This is a genomic window from Mycobacterium colombiense (genome assembly GCF_001953985.1).
Classification (GTDB): Bacteria; Actinomycetota; Actinomycetes; order Mycobacteriales; family Mycobacteriaceae; genus Mycobacterium; species Mycobacterium colombiense_B.
Window position 1 is genome coordinate 12,033 of the sequence record NZ_MBEI01000024.1, and the last position, 17,113, is coordinate 29,145.

Genomic DNA, 17,113 nt, shown 5'->3' on the forward strand with positions numbered 1-17,113 from the left:
AAGTGCAGACACACGAGATCAGGAAGCGGTTTCTTGATCATTTCGTGAAGGCGGGCCACACCGAGGTGCCGAGCGCATCGGTGATCCTCGACGACCCCAACCTGCTGTTCGTCAATGCGGGCATGGTCCAGTTCGTGCCCTACTTCCTGGGCGCGCGCACCCCCGAATACTCGACCGCCACCAGCATCCAAAAGTGCATCCGCACCCCCGATATCGACGAGGTCGGTATCACCACCCGACACAACACGTTCTTTCAGATGGCCGGGAACTTCTCGTTCGGCGACTATTTCAAGCGCCGCGCCATCGAACTGGCCTGGACCCTGCTGACCAACGGTGTCGAGCAGGGCGGTTACGGCCTGGATCCCGAACGCATCTGGACGACGGTCTTTTTCGACGACGACGAGGCCGTGCGGCTGTGGCAGGAGATCGCCGGGCTGCCCGAGGATCGCATCCAGCGCCGCGGCATGGAGGACAACTACTGGTCGATGGGCATCCCCGGCCCGTGCGGCCCGTCCTCGGAGATCTACTACGACCGCGGGCCGGAGTTCGGCGTCGAGGGCGGCCCGATCGCCAACGAGGACCGCTACATCGAGATCTGGAATCTCGTGTTCATGCAGAACGTGCGTGGCGAAGGGGCCGGCAAGGCCGACTTCGAGATCCTGGGGCCGTTGCCCCGCAAGAACATTGACACCGGGATGGGTGTGGAGCGGGTCGCCTTCATCCTGCAGGGCGTGCACAACGTCTACGAGACCGACCTGTTGCGGCCCGTCATCGACACCGCGGCCGCGCGCGCCCCGCGCGGGTATGACGTCGGCAACCACGAAGACGACGTGCGCTACCGGGTCATCGCCGACCACAGCCGCACCGCGGCCATCCTGATCGGCGACGGCGTCACGCCCGGCAACGACGGCCGCGGCTATGTGTTGCGCCGGCTGCTGCGCCGGGTGATCCGCTCGGCCAGGCTGCTCGACATCGAGGGGCCCATCGTCGGTGATCTGATGGCCACCGTGCGCGACGCGATGGGCCCGTCGTATCCCGAGCTCGTCACCGACTTCGATCGGATCCGGCGCATCGCGGTCGCCGAGGAGACCGCGTTCAACCGCACGCTGGCGGCGGGCTCCAAGCTGTTCGACGAGGTGGCCGGAACCACCAAAGCCTCCGGTGCAAAAGCGATCTCGGGTTCGGACGCCTTCACCCTGCACGACACCTATGGGTTCCCGATCGAGCTCACGCTGGAGATGGCGTCCGAGGCCGGCCTGCACGTGGACGAGGTCGGCTTCCGGGAACTGATGGCCGAGCAGCGCCGCCGCGCCAAGGCCGATGCCGCCGCGCGCAAGCACGCGCACGCCGACCTGACGGCCTACCGGGAGCTGGTCGACGCCGGGCCCACCGAGTTCACCGGCTTCGACGAATTGACTTCCGAGGCAAAGATTCTGGGCATCTTCGTGGACGGCAGGCGGGTTCCGGTGGTCACCCACGGGGTCGAGGGGGCCGACCGGGTCGAGCTGGTGCTGGACCGCACGCCGTTGTACGCCGAGGCCGGCGGCCAGATCGCCGACGAGGGCACCATCAGCGGAACGGGCGCCGGACAGAGCGCCCGCGCCGCCGTCACCGACGTGCAGAAGATCGCCAAAACCCTGTGGGTGCACCGCGTTAACGTCGAGTCCGGTGAATTCGTGGAGGGCGACACCGTCGTCGCGGCCGTCGACCCGCAGTGGCGCCACGGCGCCACCCAGGGGCACTCGGGCACCCACATGGTGCACGCGGCGCTGCGACAGGTGTTGGGGCCCAACGCCGTTCAGGCCGGATCGCTGAACCGGCCGGGCTATCTGCGGTTCGACTTCAACTGGCAGGGGCCGCTGTCCGAAGAACAGCGCACCCAGGTCGAAGAGGTGACCAACCAGGCCGTCCAGGCCGACTTCGAGGTGCACACGTTCACCGAGCAGCTGGAGAGGGCCAAGGCGATGGGCGCGATGGCCATGTTCGGCGAGGCCTACCCCGACGAGGTCCGGGTGGTGGAGATCGGCGGCCCGTTCTCGCTGGAGCTCTGCGGCGGGACCCACGTGCACAACTCGGCGCAGATCGGGCCGGTGACCATCCTGGGCGAATCCTCGGTCGGTTCCGGGGTGCGCCGGGTGGAGGCCTACGTCGGGCTGGAGTCGTTCCGGCACCTGGCCAAGGAACGCGCGCTGATGGCGGGGCTGGCGTCGTCGCTGAAGGTGCCGTCCGACGAGGTGCCCGCCCGGGTGGCCAACCTGGTGGAGCGGCTCAAGGCGGCGGAGAAGGAACTCGAACGCGCGCGGCTGGCAGGCGCGCGGGCCGCGGCGACCAACGCGGCGGCGGGCGCGGAGCGTATCGGTAACGTCCGGGTGGTGGCGCAGCGGATGTCGGGCGGGATGACGGCGGCCGATCTGCGCTCCCTGGTCGGCGACATTCGCGGGAAGCTGGGCAGCGATCCCGCGGTGGTCGCGCTGATCGCCGAGGGCGAGGGCGGGTCCGTTCCGTATGCGGTCGCCGCCAACCCGGCCGCCCAGGATCTCGGGCTGCGCGCCAATGACCTGGTCAAACAGCTCGCCGCGACGGTCGAAGGCCGCGGGGGCGGCAAGGCGGACCTCGCGCAGGGCTCGGGCAAGGATCCGGCGGGCATCGACGCAGCGCTCGACGCGGTACGTTCCGAGATCGCCGTGATAGCGCGGGTCGACTGAGTGGTCTCCACACAACACCGCTTGCCCGACCGGCCCGGCGATCCCCACCAGGACCCAGGACGGGGACGGCGGCTCGGCATCGACGTGGGCAGCGTCCGCATCGGGGTGGCCTGCAGCGACCCCGACGCCATCCTGGCCACCCCGGTCGAGACCGTCCGCCGCGACCGCAACGGCAAACACCTGCGGCGGCTGGCCGCGCTGGCCGCCGAACTCGAGGCCGTCGAGGTGGTCGTCGGCCTGCCGCGCACGCTGGCCGATCGCACCGGCCCGTCGGCGATCGACGCGATCGAGGTGGCCGACGCGCTGGCCCAGCGGATCGCGCCCACTCCGGTGCGGCTGGCCGACGAGCGGCTGACCACGGTGGCCGCGCAGCGTTCCCTGCGCGCGGCCGGGGTCCGGGCCAAAGAACAGCGTGCGGTGATCGATCAGGCGGCGGCGGTGGCGATCCTGCAGAGTTGGCTGGATCAGCGTCGCGCGGCGGTGGCGGGGGAGCTCAGCGATGGTTGACAGCGCACGGCGGGAACGGGCCGAGCCCGAGGCGGTGGGTGCGCCGTCGGGGCGCAGGCCGAGCCGCGTCTCCCGCAAACAGGCCAAGCGGGGCCGTCGGCGGCGGTTCGTCGGCAAGATCGGGCTCGCGCTGCTGGTCGTGGTGGTGCTCGCGGGTGTCTTCGCGGGCGGCAGGCTGTGGCACACCCTGTTCGGGCCCGACAACGACTTCAGCGGTGGCGGCAAGCGGGACCTGGTGATCCAGGTGCAGGCCGGCGACTCGACCACCAACATCGGCGAGACCCTGCAGAAAGAGCAGGTGGTCAAGACGGTGCGGGCGTTCGTCAACGCCGCGCACGGCAACAGCGCCATCAACTCGATCCAGCCCGGCTTCTACCGGATGCGCACCGAAATCCCGGCGGCCAACGCCGTCGCGCGGCTGACCGATCCGAAGAGCCGGGTGGGCCGGCTGGTCATCCCGGAGGGCCGCCAGCTCGACGACACCACCGACATGAAGACCAACGTGGTGACGCCGGGGATCCTGACGCTTATTTCGCGCGCCACCTGCGTGGATTTCGACGGTGACACGCGCTGCGCCCGGGTGGAGGACCTGCGCGCGGCCGCGACCAACAGTTCCGCCTTGGCGTTGGCGGTGCCGCCATGGGCCACCGAACCCGTCGGTGAGCTCGGCAAGGACCACCGCCGGATCGAGGGCCTGATCGCGCCGGGCACCTTCAACATCGATCCGTCCGCGTCGCCGGAGGCCATCCTGGCCACCCTGATCGGCGCCGGCGGCGAGGAGTACGTGAAGTCCGGGCTGGTGGACACCGCCCAGGCCATGGGCCTGTCGCCCTACGACATCCTGGTGGTGGCGTCGCTGGTGCAGCAGGAATCGAACTCCCAGGACTTCGCCAAGGTCGCGCAGGTCATCTACAACCGTCTGCACGCCCACCACACGCTCGAGTTCGACTCGACGGTCAACTACCCGCTGGACCGCCGCGAGGTGGCCACCAGCGACGCTGACCGCGCCCAGAAGACGCCGTGGAACACCTACGTGTCGCAGGGCCTGCCGGCCACCGCGATCTGTTCGCCCGGCACCGACGCGCTGCGCGCCGCCGAGCATCCGCAGCCCGGTGACTGGCTGTACTTCGTCACCATCGACGGCCAGGGCACGACGCTGTTCACCCGCGACTATCAACAACATCTGGCCAACATCGAGCTGGCTAAGCGCAACGGTGTCCTCGACAGCACGCCCCGCTAGCGCGGGCCCCCGCAAGGCTGCCGTGCTCGGCAAGCCGATCGCCCACTCGAAGTCCCCACAGTTGCACCTGGCCGCCTACCGTGCGCTGGGCCTGGCCGACTGGACGTACGAGCGCATCGAATGCGACGCCGAGCAGCTGCCCGGCGTGGTCGGCGGCTTCGGCCCCGAATGGGTCGGCGTATCGGTGACCATGCCCGGCAAGTTCGTCGCCCTGCGATTCGCCGACGAGCGCACCGACCGGGCGCGGCGGGTGGGATCGGCCAACACCCTGGTGCGCACGCCCGCGGGCTGGCGGGCCGACAACACCGACATCGACGGGGTCGCCGGGGCGCTCGGCAGCGCCTCGGGATGGGCGCTCGTCTGTGGATCGGGCGGCACCGCGCCGGCCGCCGTCGCCGGCCTGGCCCAGCTGCGCGTCGCCGGCATCACGGTGGTGGCCCGCGATCCGCGCAAGGCGGCCCGGCTGGTGGACCTGGGCAACGAGCTGGGCGTGCCGACCCGGTTCTGCGACCTGGACGGCGACGGGCTGGCCGATGAGGTGGCGGGCGCCGAGGTGCTGGTCAGCACCATCCCGGCGGACGTGGCCGAACGGTACGCCGGCACCTTCGCCCGCATCGGGGTGCTGCTGGACGCCGTCTACGACCCGTGGCCCACGCCGCTGGCCGCCGCGGTGAGCGCCGCCGGCGGGCGGGTGGTCAGCGGCCTGCAGATGCTGCTGCACCAGGCGTTCGCGCAGGTGGAACAGTTCACCGGGCGGCCCGCGCCGCGCGAGGCGATGACTTGCGCGGTGACCGCACCGGAATAGCCTGCCGCGCATGCGGATTGCGGCCGCGTGCCTGGTGCTGGCCTGGTTGGCGGCGTTGAGTTGCTACGACCTTCGCGAACGCCGCCTGCCCAACGCGCTGACGCTGACCGGGGCCGCGGCGATCCTGGTGGTCGCGACGCTGGCCGGGCGCGGGCCGGCGGCCCTGGCCGGAACGCTCGCCCTGACCGCGATCTACCTGACGGTGCACTGCGCGGCGCCGGGCGGGATGGGCGCCGGTGACGTCAAGCTGGCCCTCGGTCTGGGCGCGTTGACCGGTTGCTTCGGCGTCGGCGTGTGGTTTGTCGCGGCGCTGGGCGCGCCGCTGCTGACCGCGGCGCTCGGGGTGGTCGCCCGGCTTCGCGGCGGTGCCGACGACACGGCCACGGTGCCGCACGGGCCGTCGATGTGTCTGGCCAGCGCGGCGGGGGTGGGGCTGACGCTGCTCTGACGCGCTCAGTTCGGGACAGCGGTGGGGCGCAGCAGCGGCAGCAGCTGGTCGCCGAGCCTGACCGTCTCCGACTTGTACGGGGTGTCCGACAGCACGAAATGACTGACACCGAGATCGGCGTAGTTGCGCAGCGCGTCGGCGACTTCGACCGCCGAGCCGACCAGCCAGGTCGTCCCGGCGCCCTCCCCGCCGTACTTGCTCGGCGTCGTATACAGGCAGGAATCGACCACCTCTCCGCGCCCGGCAAGGTCGTTGAGCCGCCGCTGCCCCTCCGACCCGGCCGGGTCGTGCAGCAGCAACATGGTCGGCGTGCCGGCCAGCTCGGCGACCTTCGCCTCGGCGTCGCGCCAGGCCTGCTCGGACGTGTCGCGCACCAGCGTCGTCACCCGAAGCCCGAACTCCAGCGGCGCGTGCTCGCGACCGAGCTTGTGAGACAACGACTTCAGCCTGTCGATGCGCTCGGCGATCCCGTCCAGTGACTCGCCCCAGAACAGTTGGACGTCGGCGTCGGTCGCGGCGACCTGCTCGGCGGCCGCCGATGCTCCACCGAAGTAGAGCTTCGGGTACCGGCCGTCGGCCGCACCGAGCGGGCGCGGCTGCAACGTCGAGTGTTCGACGCCGAAAAACTCGCCGCGGAAGGTGACGTCGTCCTCGCTCCACAAGCGGCGAACCAGCCGGATGAATTCGCGGGTGCGGTCGTAGCGGCGGCCCTTGTCCACCTCGGCGTCGCCGTACGCGGCCAGATCGTCGGCACCGCTGACGACGTTGATCAGCAGCCGGCCGTCGTTGAGCCGATCCAGCGTTGCCGCCGCACTGGCGAAATGCGCCGGATGCCAATAACCGGGGCGGACCGCCACCAGCGGGGCGAAGTGGGTGGTGCGCGCGGCGATCGCGGTCGCGACGGTGAAGGTGTCCGGCCGCCCCCAGCCGGTGCCTATCAGCGCGCCTTCCCAGCCGTGTTGCTCGGCGCGCAGCGCCAGGTCGACCGAATAGTCCAGAGTTCCCCAGCCGTCGACGGTGTCGTCGCCTCGATGGCCCGGCTCGACGGTATTCGGTATGTACCAGAGAAATTGACCCACCAGGCAACATGGTGGCACATCTCGGCGGGGGCGTGACCCGGCTTCGCGGCTTCTCTCGTGGTCAACCCAGGAATCAGCACGGATGAAAGTCCAGGGCGAAAAATTCAGGACGCAGCAAACCGTTGCCACCGGCATCCGCTCCTGACAGCGTTTCGGGCTGGTCGTCGTGCGCACGACATCGATTCGCCCAGAAAGGCTTTGACTCCCATGCCCGTTGGATCCCACGAGCACCCGGCAACAGATCCGGCGGCGATCGACGGGGTGCTCGCCGACATCGCCGCCGACTATCGCCAGCGGCTGGCCGCCGGCGGCACCGAGCCGCCGCTGCGCGGCCTCAAACTCATCCGCGACCAGCGGTGGGGCGCGGTGCGATTGGCCCGCGAGCACGAAGGTGCCGGCTACTCGGTGCCCCAATTCTTCGACCACCTCATCGCGCTCGCCGCGGCCGACCCCGACCTGGCCCACATCCTGCGGATCCACTACGCGCTGGTCGAAGAGCTACAGGTCGCGCCGCGGCGACCGGGCAGCGACCGGTGGATCGCGGTGGTCGCCGAGGGCGGGCTGATCGGCGGCGCCAACGCCGAAAAGAGCCAGAAGTCGGTGGGCGGCAACGACCGTGACACCCGACTGGTGTCGACGGGGGACGGGCTGCGGCTGCGCGGCCGCAAGTTCTACAGCACCGGCGCACAGTTCTCCGACTATCTGCGCATCACCGCCCAGGACGACGACAACACCCCGACCGCCGTGGTGATCCCGGTGGACCGGGCCGGCGTCGAGCACCTCGACGACTGGGACGGCATCGGCCAGCGCCAAACGGGCAGCGGCACAACGGTATTCCACGACGTCGCGGTCGCGCCCGACGAAGTCTTCCCGCTGGCCGACACCATCGGGGTGAACCGCGCCCGCGGCGCGCTGATGCAGCTGTTCCTGCATGCCATCGCCGCCGGCATTCTGCGCGCCCTGACCGCCGACGCCGCGGCGCTGGTGCGTGGGCGGGGACGCACCTACACCTTCGCCAGCGTGGGGGAGCCCACCGCGGACCCGCAGCTGCTGCAGATCGTCGGCGAGATCGATGCGGTGGCCTACGCCGCGCAGGCGCTGGTGCACAGCGCGGCGGCCGAGCTCGCTCCGGCGCTCGAGGCGGCGCGCGACACGGGGATCGATCCCGAGCTGGAAACCCGGTCGTCGATCGCCGCCGCGCGGGTGAAGGTCGCGATCCAGGAGCCCGCGCTGCGGGCCGCGTCGCGCGTGTTCGACGTCGGTGGCGCGTCGGCCGTGCAGGCGTCGTCGCTGTTGGACCGGCACTGGCGCAACCTGCGGACGCTGTTCTCGCACAACCCGACCGTCTACAAGGCGCGGGTGCTCGGCGATGTCGTCGTCAACGGCGCGGAGCTGCCGCAGAGCAGCTTCTTCTGACGCAGCGCGCGGATTTAAGTCAGCGCAGGTGCCCATGGGACAATGGGACCCGTGTTGCGTTGGATCACTGCTGGGGAGTCGCATGGCCGCGCGCTGGTGGCCGTGCTCGAAGGCATGGTCGCCGGTGTGGAGGTCACCTCCCTCGACATTTCGGAACAGTTGGCCCGTCGTCGCCTGGGCTACGGTCGCGGCGCCCGGATGGCGTTCGAGCGTGACGCGGTGAGCGTGCTGTCCGGGGTGCGTCACGGTGTCACCCTGGGCGGGCCCATCGCCGTCGAGATCGGCAATACCGAATGGCCGAAGTGGGAGACCGTGATGGCCGCCGACCCGGTCGACCCCGGCGAGCTGGCGGACAGCGCGCGTAACGCGCCGCTGACCCGCCCGCGGCCCGGCCACGCCGACTACGCCGGCATGCTCAAGTACGGCTTCGACGACGCCCGGCCGGTGCTGGAGCGGGCCAGCGCCCGCGAGACCGCGGCCCGCGTCGCGGCCGCCACCATCGCCCGCGCGTTCCTGCGTCAGGCGCTCGGCGTCGAGGTGCTCTCGCACGTCATCGCGATCGGCCCGTCGGCGCCCTACGACGGCCCGCCACCCGGCCCGGGCGACCTGCCCGCGATCGACGCCAGCCCGGTGCGCGCCTTCGACAAGGCCACCGAGGAGGCGATGATCACCGAGATCGAGGCCGCCAAGAAGGACGGCGACACGCTCGGCGGTGTGGTCGAGGTGGTGGTCCTGGGCCTGCCCGTCGGGTTGGGCTCGTTCACCAGCGGCGACAACCGGCTGGACAGCCAGCTCGCCGGCGCCGTCATGGGCATCCAGGCGATCAAGGGCGTCGAGATCGGCGACGGCTTCGAGACGGCCCGTCGCCGCGGCAGCCGCGCCCACGACGAGATGTACCCCGGCCCCGACGGCGTGGTCCGCTCGACGAACCGCGCGGGCGGCCTGGAGGGCGGCATGACCAACGGCCAGCCGCTGCGGGTGCGCGCCGCGATGAAGCCCATTTCCACGGTGCCGCGCGCGCTCGCCACGGTCGACATGGCTACCGGCGACGAGGCCGTCGCGATCCACCAGCGTTCGGACGTGTGCGCGGTGCCCGCGGCCGGCGTGGTGGTCGAGGCCATGGTGGCGCTGGTGCTGGCGCGGGCGGCGCTGCAGAAGTTCGGCGGCGATTCGCTGGCCGAAACCCGCCGCAACGTCGAGTCCTACCGGCAGGCGGTCGCCGAGCGGGAGTCGCCGGCCGCCCGGGGTACCGCGTAATGGCGCCCAAGGCGGTCCTGGTGGGTCTGCCGGGGTCGGGCAAGTCCACCATCGGCCGGCGGCTGTCCAAGGCGCTCGGTGTCGATTTCCTGGACACCGATGTGGCCATCGAGCAGCAGACCGGGCGCCGCATCGCCGACATCTTCGCCACCGACGGCGAGCCGGAATTCCGCCGCATCGAGGAAGACGTGGTGCGCGCCGCGCTGGCCGGCCACGACGGCGTGGTGTCGCTCGGGGGCGGCGCCGTCACCAGCCCGGGGGTGCGCGAGGCGCTCGCCGGTCACACCGTCATCTATCTCGAGATCAGCGCCACCGAAGGCGTGCGCCGCACCGGCGGCAACGCCGTGCGCCCGCTGCTGGCCGGCCCCGATCGCGCCGACAAGTACCGCGCGCTGCTGGCCGAGCGCAGCCCGCTGTACCGGCGGGCGGCCACCATCCGCGTCGACACCAACCGGCGCAACCCCGGCGCGGTGGTCCGCTACATCGTCTCGCGGTTGCAGGCGCCCGCCGGGGCCGCCACATGACAGCGCCGGCGACGATGCAGAGCGCAGCGATGAGGAGGAGCGGCGCACGTGACTGAGCCCGGTGATCCGGTCACCATCGAGGTGGCCGTCGACCCGCCGTACCCGGTGATCGTCGGCACCCGCCTGCTGGGTGAGCTGGACGAACTTCTCGGCGGCCGGCACAAGGTGGCCATCGTCCATCAGCCCGTGCTGACCGAGACCGCCGAGGTGATCCGAAGCCGGTTGGCGGACAAGGGCGTTGACGCCCACCGCATCGAGATCCCGGACGCCGAGGAGGGCAAGGATCTCCCGGTGGTGGGCTTCTTGTGGGAAGTGTTGGGCCGCATCGGGATCGGGCGCAAAGACGCATTGGTCAGCCTTGGCGGCGGTGCGGCCACCGACGTCGCCGGATTCGCGGCGGCCACCTGGCTGCGCGGCGTCGACATCGTGCACGTGCCCACCACGTTGCTCGGCATGGTCGACGCGGCCGTCGGCGGCAAGACCGGGATCAACACCGACGCGGGCAAGAACCTGGTCGGGTCGTTCCATCAGCCGCACGCCGTTCTGGTGGACCTCGACACGCTGAAGACGTTGCCGCACAACGAACTTGTGGCCGGAATGGCCGAAATCGTCAAGGCGGGATTCATCGCGGATCCGGTGATCCTCGACCTCATCGAGGCCGACCCACAAGCCGCGGTCGACCCGTCGGGTGACGTGCTGGCCGAGCTGATCCGCCGCGCGATCGCCGTCAAGGCAGAGGTGGTGGCCGCCGACGAGAAAGAGTCGGAGCTGCGCGAAATCCTCAACTACGGGCACACATTGGGGCACGCCATCGAGCGTCGCGAGCGCTACCAGTGGCGGCACGGGGCCGCGGTGTCGGTGGGACTGGTCTTCGCCGCCGAGCTGGCCCGGCTGGCCGGCCGCCTCGACGACGCCACCGCGCAGCGGCACCGCACCATCCTGTCCGGGCTCGGCCTGCCGGTCAGCTACGACGCCGACGCGCTGCCGCAGTTGCTGGAATACATGGCGGGCGACAAGAAGTCGCGGGCCGGGGTGCTGCGGTTCGTGGTCCTCGACGGCCTGGGCAAGCCGGGCCGGATGGCAGGCCCCGACCCGTCGCTGCTGGCGGCGGCCTATGCCGGACTCGCGCAGGAGGCCTCGTGACCACGACCGTGAACGTCATCAACGGCCCGAACCTGGGCCGGCTGGGCCGGCGCGAGCCGGACGTGTACGGCGACACGACGCATGATCAGCTGGCGGCGCTGATCGAGCGGGAAGCCGACGCGCTCGGCCTCAAAGCCGTTGTGCGGCAAAGTGATAGCGAAGGCGAACTGCTGGATTGGATCCATTCTGCCGCCGACGCTGGCGAGCCGGTGATCCTCAACGCCGGCGGTCTCACCCACACGTCGGTGGCGCTGCGGGACGCGTGCGCGGAGTTGAGTGCTCCCCTGATCGAGGTGCACATCTCCAATGTCCATGCGCGCGAAGAGTTCCGGCGACACTCCTACCTCAGCCCGGTCGCGACCGGAGTGATCGTCGGGCTGGGGGTGCAGGGCTATCTGCTCGCCCTGCGCTATCTGGCCGGGGAGCCCGGCGCCGGCAGCTAGCCCTTGTCGTGTTCGGTGCGCGGCTTGGTGTGCTCGTCGCCGGTGCGGATCGTCTCGGTCTTCGGGTCGTCCTCGGTGTGGTGAATCGCTTCGGTCGGTGATTCGGTGGTGGACGAGTCGGTGGGCGCCTCGCGCTCGGCCGTGGCGACCGCCGACGTCCGCGGTTCGGCGTGGCCGCCGGCGGTCTGCGTGGGGATCTCGCCGGTGGGGGTGTCGTCGGCGCGCACCGCGGAGAACACGTCGGTGTCGGCCCGGTCGTCGTCGGTGCCCGGCCGGCGCGCCGGGGGATTGCGGTCCACCCGCCAGCGCCCGATGGTCACGCCGATGATTCCGGGCAGGAAGACACACAGCGCGGTGAAGGCCGCAAAGGTCGTCACCTCGTTGAGCAGCCCGCCGGTGTACAGGCCGCTGTAAAAGGTCGCGATCAGCCAGGTGACGGCCCCGCTGAGTACGCCGGCCAGCAGGCCGGCCAGCAGCCAGGTCATCGCCAGGTCGCCGCGGCGATCCGGATCCGGGTTGGCGATGGCGTCGGCCCGGCCGTCGCGAATCCCCCAGATCATCACGGCGATGATGAACAGAATCAGCAGGGAAACGCTGAACAGCCCGGCCTGCGTCTGCCACGCGTTGATCAGTGCACCTTGGAACAATCGAAGGACGACCATCGCCGCGGCGTAGACCAATCCGCGCAGGATCCAGTTACTCATGGCCCAAAAGCGTAGCGAGTACCGTCAAGACCTGTGACACATTCTCAGCGTCGGGACAGGCTCAGAGCGCGACTTGAGGCCAGCGGAGTGGATGCGCTGCTGGTCACGGACTTGGTGAACGTCCGCTACCTCTCCGGTTTTACCGGATCCAACGGCGCGTTGCTGGTGTTCGCCGACGATCGCGGCCCCGTGCTGGCCACCGATGGGCGGTACCGGACCCAGGCCGCCGAGCAGGCGCCGGACCTCGACGTCGCCATCGAGCGGGCGCTGGGACGGCACCTGGCCGCGCACGCCGCCGAGGCCGGCGCGCAGAAGCTGGGCTTCGAAAGCAACGTGGTGACCGTCGACGGATTCGACGCGCTGACCCGCGAGCTGGACGAGCGCAAGGCGACCACCGAACTGGTCAAGGCCGCCGGAACCGTCGAGGCCTTGCGCGAGATCAAGGACGCCGGCGAGGTTGCGCTGCTGCGGCTGGCATGCGAGGCCGCCGATGCGGCGCTGACCGATCTGGTGGCGCGGGGCGGCCTGCGGCCCGGCCGGACCGAACGCGAGGTCAGTCGCGAACTGGAGGCCCTGATGCTCGACCACGGCGCCGACGCGATCTCGTTCGAGACGATCGTTGCCGCGGGCCCGAATTCGGCGATCCCGCATCACCGCCCCACCGACGCGGTGCTGGCCAGCGGCGATTTCGTCAAGATCGACTTCGGTGCGCTGGTCGGCGGCTACCACTCCGACATGACCCGCACCTTCGTGCTCGGCAAGGCCGCCGACTGGCAGCTGGAGATCTACCAACTGGTCGCCGACTCGCAGCGGGCCGGCCGCGAGGCGCTGCACGCGGGCGCCGACCTGCGCGAGGTGGACGCCGCGGCCCGCCGGGTGATCGCCGACGCGGGCTATGGCGAGCAGTTCAGCCACAGCCTGGGCCACGGCGTGGGCCTGGAGATCCATGAAGCGCCGGGCATCGGCGCCACCTCCACCGGCACGTTGCTGGCCGAATCCGTGGTGACCGTGGAACCCGGCGTCTATCTGCCCGGCCGCGGCGGGGTGCGCATCGAGGACACGCTGGTGGTGCCGGACGAGGCCCTCGGCAAGGCTCCGGAATTGCTGACCAAGTTCCCCAAGGAGCTCGCCGTTTTGGCGTAGCAGGCGCCGCGGGTTCCGGTTAGGGGCACAGCGCCAGCAAGTGCCGGATCAGTTCGGCTTGCCGGTGTGTGCCGGTCTTGTCGAAGACGTGCTGGAGATGGGTGCGAACCGTCGTCAGGGAGATCGACAACTCCTCCGATATCTGCCTGACGTCGGCGCCGCCCGCCAGGCGCACCGCGATCGCGGCCTCGGCTTCGGTGAGGTGGTAAAGCCGCCGCAAGAGACCCGCGGCGGGTAAGGGCTCGGACTCGGGGTCGACGACCACCACCAGGGCCATCGGCTGCCGGATCGGCTCGTCGGCATTGCGGCGGTAGGACGGCAGCACGTGAACGACATAGGGCCGCCTGCCCGAGGGCCGGCCGCACGTGAGCGACCGGGCCGAGCGAACCGTACACCGGTCCGCGACGAGGGCATCCCGGATGGCGCGATGCAGGGCCTGGTCGGCGTGCGGGCTGGTCGCGGCGATGCGTCCCGACCGTAGGCACAAGCCGTCCTCGCTGCGCAGGACCCGCTCGGCGGTCGAATTGACGTTGACCACCACACCTTCGCCCGCCACGACGACCAGTCCATGACGGACGGCCTCGAGCGCACCGGCCATCTCGACGGCCTGGTTGGCCAACGCCGCGACCTTGTCCTGCGTGCGCAGTGCCTGGCGCAGGTGGGGAACCAGCGCGCGCATCAAATCGACTCGTTCCGGGGTGTCGAACGAGCGCGTCGGGGAGATGACGAGGAAGCAGGCCGGCTGGGTGCCGTCCGTCAGCCGGACGAACAGGCCGTCCTCGAGCCCGTTCGGCCGCATCCATTCGGCGTAGAACTCCCGGTTGCGGTTGGGAATGACGATTTCCGGGCCGGTTCTCACCACGCCCACCGGCCCATTTCGTACCCCGGCGAGCACGTAATCCAAGGGTGCGTAGTGCTGCGAGTAGTTTTCCAGGGCCTCCACTGGAAGTGTCGAATTCTGGAACAACCAGGTGCCGCCGCCACCCCAGAGCAACGAGCCACCCGCTCCGCCGATCGTTTGGTGAATGTCGCGGATCGCCGACTGCCAGTGCTGCTGAGCTACCGCGGCGTCGTAAATCCCGGAGACCAGCCGCGAGAAAACCTCAACCGTGACCATCGCTCGGCCTTCCTGTGCCGCCGGGAGGCTTGTGCAAAGACTAGTCGGATTTGCTGTGTCTGGATATCTCATCCATCTGAATGAGGTATTGGTGACGCCGTGGTGCTTGTCTGTCAAGTGTTCAACAGCAGTGACTCCCAGCCGGGGCCACATTCAGCGAAAGGCATCGGCACATGTTGCACTTGTTACGAAAGCCCGCGGCGCCGGAATTTGCACCGGCCACTGCCGCGGTGGCCCCCACGCCACAGGGCCCGGCACCGGTCCTCGTCACCGAGCAGGAAGTCTTGTTCAAGAGCGCGGCGGCGTTCTCGGTACCACCCGAAATAGCTCATCGGCACTGGACGGGCGCAACTTTGCTGACGTCGATCCGCCATATCCACCTCAGGCTGCCCGAACCGCACGTCGTGTACCCGCGGCGCGAAGCCAGCTACCTGGAAGGGCCTCGAATGTCTCGCATGATGGAGCACCTCTGATCGGCGTCATGCCCGGGTACTCGCGCCGCGAGTCTCGCCGATTCCCCCGGAATTGAGTATCCGGCTGCGCTATGTAATCCGCTGTGCCGCGACACGGCCGTCATGGAGGGCGCGTTCGGCGAGAAGGCGCTCGCGGGCAGCGGCGCCGAATGAGGAGTCTGCCGCTGTCTCTTGACTCGCCAGCGAATCTCGGCCGCGGCGGGGTGCGCATCGAGGACACGCTGGTGGTGCCGGACGAAACCCTCGGCAGGGCCCCGGAATTGCTGACCAAGTTCCCCAAGGAGCTCGCCGTTTTGGCGTAGCTGATGGTGCCCGGGGGTTGCGCCCCCGAGTACAGTCGGGTGCGTGAACGGGGTGGCACGGGGTTTGGCGCGCCTGCGAGACTTCCGGTGGGACATGTACGCCCAGCCCCTTCGGGAGCTGCGGCTGGAGATGCAGATCGTCTACTTCGCGATCCACCTGCCGTTCGCCAGTGGGGTCACGCTGCACGTCCCGCTGCTGACGATGATCAAGCCGCTGCCGTCGACGGACGAGCACGCCGCGCTCGGCTCCGAACACGTCCACCACTAACGGCGTTTCGGCCGTCACGGCCCGACCCCGGCCCGCGGGGCACGGTCGCGGAGCGCTCTAAACTGGCCGACAAGTTACAGACAGTTCCGTAGCGACTGTCCATCCTCGAGGAGATATACCGAACCGTGGCAAGCACTGCCGATTTCAAGAACGGACTGGTGCTGGTGATCGACGGCCAGCTGTGGCAGATCGTCGAGTTCCAGCACGTCAAACCGGGCAAGGGCCCGGCCTTCGTGCGGACCAAGCTCAAGAACGTGCTCTCCGGCAAGGTCGTCGACAAGACGTACAACGCCGGCGTGAAGGTGGAGACCGCCACCGTCGACCGGCGCGACGCCACCTACCTGTACCGCGACGGCTCGGACTTCGTTTTCATGGACAGCCAGGACTACGAGCAGCACCCGCTGCCCGAGTCGCTGGTCGGCGATTCCAGCCGGTTCCTGCTGGAGGGCCTGCCCGTGCAGGTGGCGTTCCACGACGGCGCCCCGCTGTACCTCGAGCTGCCCGTCTCGGTCGAAATGGTGGTCACGCACACGGAGCCGGGCCTGCAGGGCGACCGGTCCAGCGCCGGCACCAAGCCCGCCACCGTGGAGACCGGCGCCGAGATCCAGGTGCCGCTGTTCATCAACACCGGAGACAAGCTGAAGGTCGACACCCGCGACGGCAGCTATCTGGGGCGCGTCAACGCGTGAGCAGACCCGTGCGCGGACGCCATCAGGCCCGCAAGCGCGCCGTCGACCTGCTTTTCGAAGCCGAGGCCCGTGGGCTGAGCCCGGCGGAGGTCGTCGACGTCCGCACCGGGCTCGCCGAAACGAACCCCGAAGTCGCGCCCCTGCAGCCGTATACGGCCGCGGCGGCCCGGGGCGTCGGCGAACACGCCGCGCACATCGATGACCTGATCAGCTCGCATCTGCAGGGCTGGACGCTGGACCGGCTGCCCGCCGTGGACCGCGCCATCCTGCGGGTCGCGGTCTGGGAGTTGCTCTACGCCGACGACGTGCCTGAACCGGTCGCCGTCGACGAGGCCGTCCAGTTGGCCAAGGAGCTGTCCACCGATGAATCGCCGGGCTTCGTCAACGGGGTGCTCGGCCACGTCATGCTGGTGACGCCGCAGATCAGGGCCGCCGCCCAGGCGGTCCGGGGCGCGGGAACCCCGGAGGACCCCGGGCCGCAGCCATGACCCGGCTGGAGCTGCACCTGGCCATCGCCGCCGCCCTGGCCGCGACGGTGGTGCTGGGTGCGGTGGTCTGCGCCGCCTACGGGCTGAGCATCGTCGCCTCGGTGCTCGCGATCTTCGCCCTCGGCGTGGGTGCGTGGCTGTATCACTGCATCGAGCGGGTGACCGTCGCGCGCCGCATCAGCACCGTGCGTTCGGCGGCCAAGCCGCTGCAGCCGCTGCTGCCGGTGATGGCGGCCATCATGGGCCTGACGCAGGGCGTGGTGCGTTCGCTGTCCGATGTCACCGACTTGCCGGCCCGACGCCCGCGCGCGAATCGGCGGATCGTAGAGGGTGACGACGAGCCGAATCGCTGAGCAAGCTGG

Annotated in this window: 19 protein-coding genes and 1 pseudogene; 17 read left to right on the plus strand and 3 right to left on the minus strand. The window is 70.1% G+C overall.

The window, feature by feature from the left end; translation table 11 throughout:
* Window positions 1-2: 2 nt before the first annotated feature.
* From alaS to A5732_RS04685, 5 genes are read left to right on the plus strand one after another with little or no spacing between them, the layout of a single operon-like run.
* On the plus strand, window positions 3-2,705 hold the full coding sequence (gene alaS, locus A5732_RS04665; protein WP_076101020.1) for an alanine--tRNA ligase: 2,703 nt from the start codon (window positions 3-5) through the stop codon (window positions 2,703-2,705).
* A complete protein-coding gene (gene ruvX / locus A5732_RS04670; RefSeq protein WP_065051664.1) occupies window positions 2,706-3,212 on the plus strand; it encodes a Holliday junction resolvase RuvX in 507 nt (168 codons plus the stop codon).
* The gene (gene mltG, locus A5732_RS04675; protein WP_076053276.1) at window positions 3,205-4,452 is read left to right on the plus strand and encodes an endolytic transglycosylase MltG; all 1,248 of its coding nucleotides are present in this window, start codon (window positions 3,205-3,207) and stop codon (window positions 4,450-4,452) included. Before ruvX ends, mltG begins: the two co-directional genes overlap by 8 nt.
* Window positions 4,427-5,257 carry a shikimate dehydrogenase gene (locus A5732_RS04680; RefSeq protein ID WP_076101023.1) on the plus strand — a complete coding sequence of 277 codons (831 nt, stop codon included), beginning with the start codon at window positions 4,427-4,429 and terminating at the stop codon, window positions 5,255-5,257. Before mltG ends, A5732_RS04680 begins: the two co-directional genes overlap by 26 nt.
* 10 nt (window positions 5,258-5,267) lie before the next feature.
* On the plus strand, window positions 5,268-5,705 hold the full coding sequence (locus A5732_RS04685) for a prepilin peptidase (protein WP_076053273.1): 438 nt from the start codon (window positions 5,268-5,270) through the stop codon (window positions 5,703-5,705).
* 5 nt (window positions 5,706-5,710) lie between these two features.
* On the opposite strand, the gene A5732_RS04690 is transcribed toward A5732_RS04685, so the two are convergent.
* Window positions 5,711-6,784 (minus strand): LLM class flavin-dependent oxidoreductase, encoded by a 1,074-nt coding sequence (locus tag A5732_RS04690; protein ID WP_076053271.1) that lies wholly within the window; start codon window positions 6,782-6,784, stop codon window positions 5,711-5,713.
* A gap of 207 nt (window positions 6,785-6,991) precedes the next feature.
* Here A5732_RS04690 and A5732_RS04695 point away from each other — a divergent pair, with 207 nt between their 5' ends.
* The 5 genes from A5732_RS04695 to aroQ are packed head-to-tail and all read left to right on the plus strand — an operon-like array spanning window position 6,992 to window position 11,567.
* Window positions 6,992-8,200, plus strand: a complete 1,209-nt coding sequence (locus A5732_RS04695; RefSeq protein ID WP_076101026.1) for an acyl-CoA dehydrogenase — start codon at window positions 6,992-6,994, stop codon at window positions 8,198-8,200.
* A 51-nt stretch (window positions 8,201-8,251) separates the two neighbouring features.
* Window positions 8,252-9,457, plus strand: coding sequence for a chorismate synthase (gene aroC, locus A5732_RS04700; RefSeq protein WP_076101060.1), 1,206 nt, complete (start codon window positions 8,252-8,254; stop codon window positions 9,455-9,457).
* The gene (locus A5732_RS04705) at window positions 9,457-9,981 is read left to right on the plus strand and encodes a shikimate kinase (protein ID WP_064951893.1); all 525 of its coding nucleotides are present in this window, start codon (window positions 9,457-9,459) and stop codon (window positions 9,979-9,981) included. The genes aroC and A5732_RS04705 overlap by 1 nt, the downstream gene beginning before the upstream one ends.
* A 48-nt stretch (window positions 9,982-10,029) precedes the next feature.
* Window positions 10,030-11,124, plus strand: coding sequence for a 3-dehydroquinate synthase (gene aroB / locus A5732_RS04710; RefSeq protein WP_076101029.1), 1,095 nt, complete (start codon window positions 10,030-10,032; stop codon window positions 11,122-11,124).
* Window positions 11,121-11,567, plus strand: a complete 447-nt coding sequence (aroQ, locus tag A5732_RS04715; RefSeq protein ID WP_076101031.1) for a type II 3-dehydroquinate dehydratase — start codon at window positions 11,121-11,123, stop codon at window positions 11,565-11,567. The genes aroB and aroQ overlap by 4 nt, the downstream gene beginning before the upstream one ends.
* Here the strand turns inward: aroQ and A5732_RS04720 are convergent.
* The gene (locus A5732_RS04720; RefSeq protein ID WP_076053265.1) at window positions 11,564-12,271 is read right to left on the minus strand and encodes a B-4DMT family transporter; all 708 of its coding nucleotides are present in this window, start codon (window positions 12,269-12,271) and stop codon (window positions 11,564-11,566) included. The two genes, aroQ and A5732_RS04720, sit on opposite strands and share 4 nt — an antisense overlap.
* 33 nt (window positions 12,272-12,304) lie before the next feature.
* On the opposite strand from A5732_RS04720, the gene A5732_RS04725 reads away from it, so the two are divergent.
* Window positions 12,305-13,414 carry a M24 family metallopeptidase gene (locus A5732_RS04725; protein WP_076101034.1) on the plus strand — a complete coding sequence of 370 codons (1,110 nt, stop codon included), beginning with the start codon at window positions 12,305-12,307 and terminating at the stop codon, window positions 13,412-13,414.
* Between the two features lie 19 nt (window positions 13,415-13,433).
* Here A5732_RS04725 and A5732_RS04730 read toward each other — a convergent pair whose 3' ends face one another.
* The gene (locus tag A5732_RS04730) at window positions 13,434-14,531 is read right to left on the minus strand and encodes a helix-turn-helix transcriptional regulator (protein WP_076101037.1); all 1,098 of its coding nucleotides are present in this window, start codon (window positions 14,529-14,531) and stop codon (window positions 13,434-13,436) included.
* 230 nt (window positions 14,532-14,761) lie between these two features.
* Between A5732_RS04730 and A5732_RS04735 the strand changes: the two genes are divergently transcribed.
* The 6 genes and pseudogenes from A5732_RS04735 (at window position 14,762) to A5732_RS04750 (ending at window position 17,104) form a co-directional block, all read left to right on the plus strand.
* Complete coding sequence (locus A5732_RS04735; RefSeq protein ID WP_142256555.1) at window positions 14,762-15,004, plus strand: hypothetical protein; 243 nt, start codon at window positions 14,762-14,764, stop codon at window positions 15,002-15,004.
* A gap of 191 nt (window positions 15,005-15,195) precedes the next feature.
* Window positions 15,196-15,306 (plus strand): annotated as a pseudogene (locus tag A5732_RS27260) (hypothetical protein); the annotation flags it as partial.
* Window positions 15,307-15,349: 43 nt separating this feature from the next.
* Window positions 15,350-15,574, plus strand: coding sequence for a hypothetical protein (locus A5732_RS26715; RefSeq protein ID WP_076108275.1), 225 nt, complete (start codon window positions 15,350-15,352; stop codon window positions 15,572-15,574).
* 125 nt (window positions 15,575-15,699) lie between these two features.
* On the plus strand, window positions 15,700-16,263 hold the full coding sequence (efp, locus tag A5732_RS04740; protein WP_076053257.1) for an elongation factor P: 564 nt from the start codon (window positions 15,700-15,702) through the stop codon (window positions 16,261-16,263).
* Window positions 16,260-16,751 carry a transcription antitermination factor NusB gene (gene nusB, locus A5732_RS04745; protein WP_076101042.1) on the plus strand — a complete coding sequence of 164 codons (492 nt, stop codon included), beginning with the start codon at window positions 16,260-16,262 and terminating at the stop codon, window positions 16,749-16,751. Before efp ends, nusB begins: the two co-directional genes overlap by 4 nt.
* Window positions 16,748-17,104, plus strand: coding sequence for an antitermination protein NusB (locus A5732_RS04750; protein ID WP_076053253.1), 357 nt, complete (start codon window positions 16,748-16,750; stop codon window positions 17,102-17,104). The genes nusB and A5732_RS04750 overlap by 4 nt, the downstream gene beginning before the upstream one ends.
* Window positions 17,105-17,113: the final 9 nt, after the last annotated feature.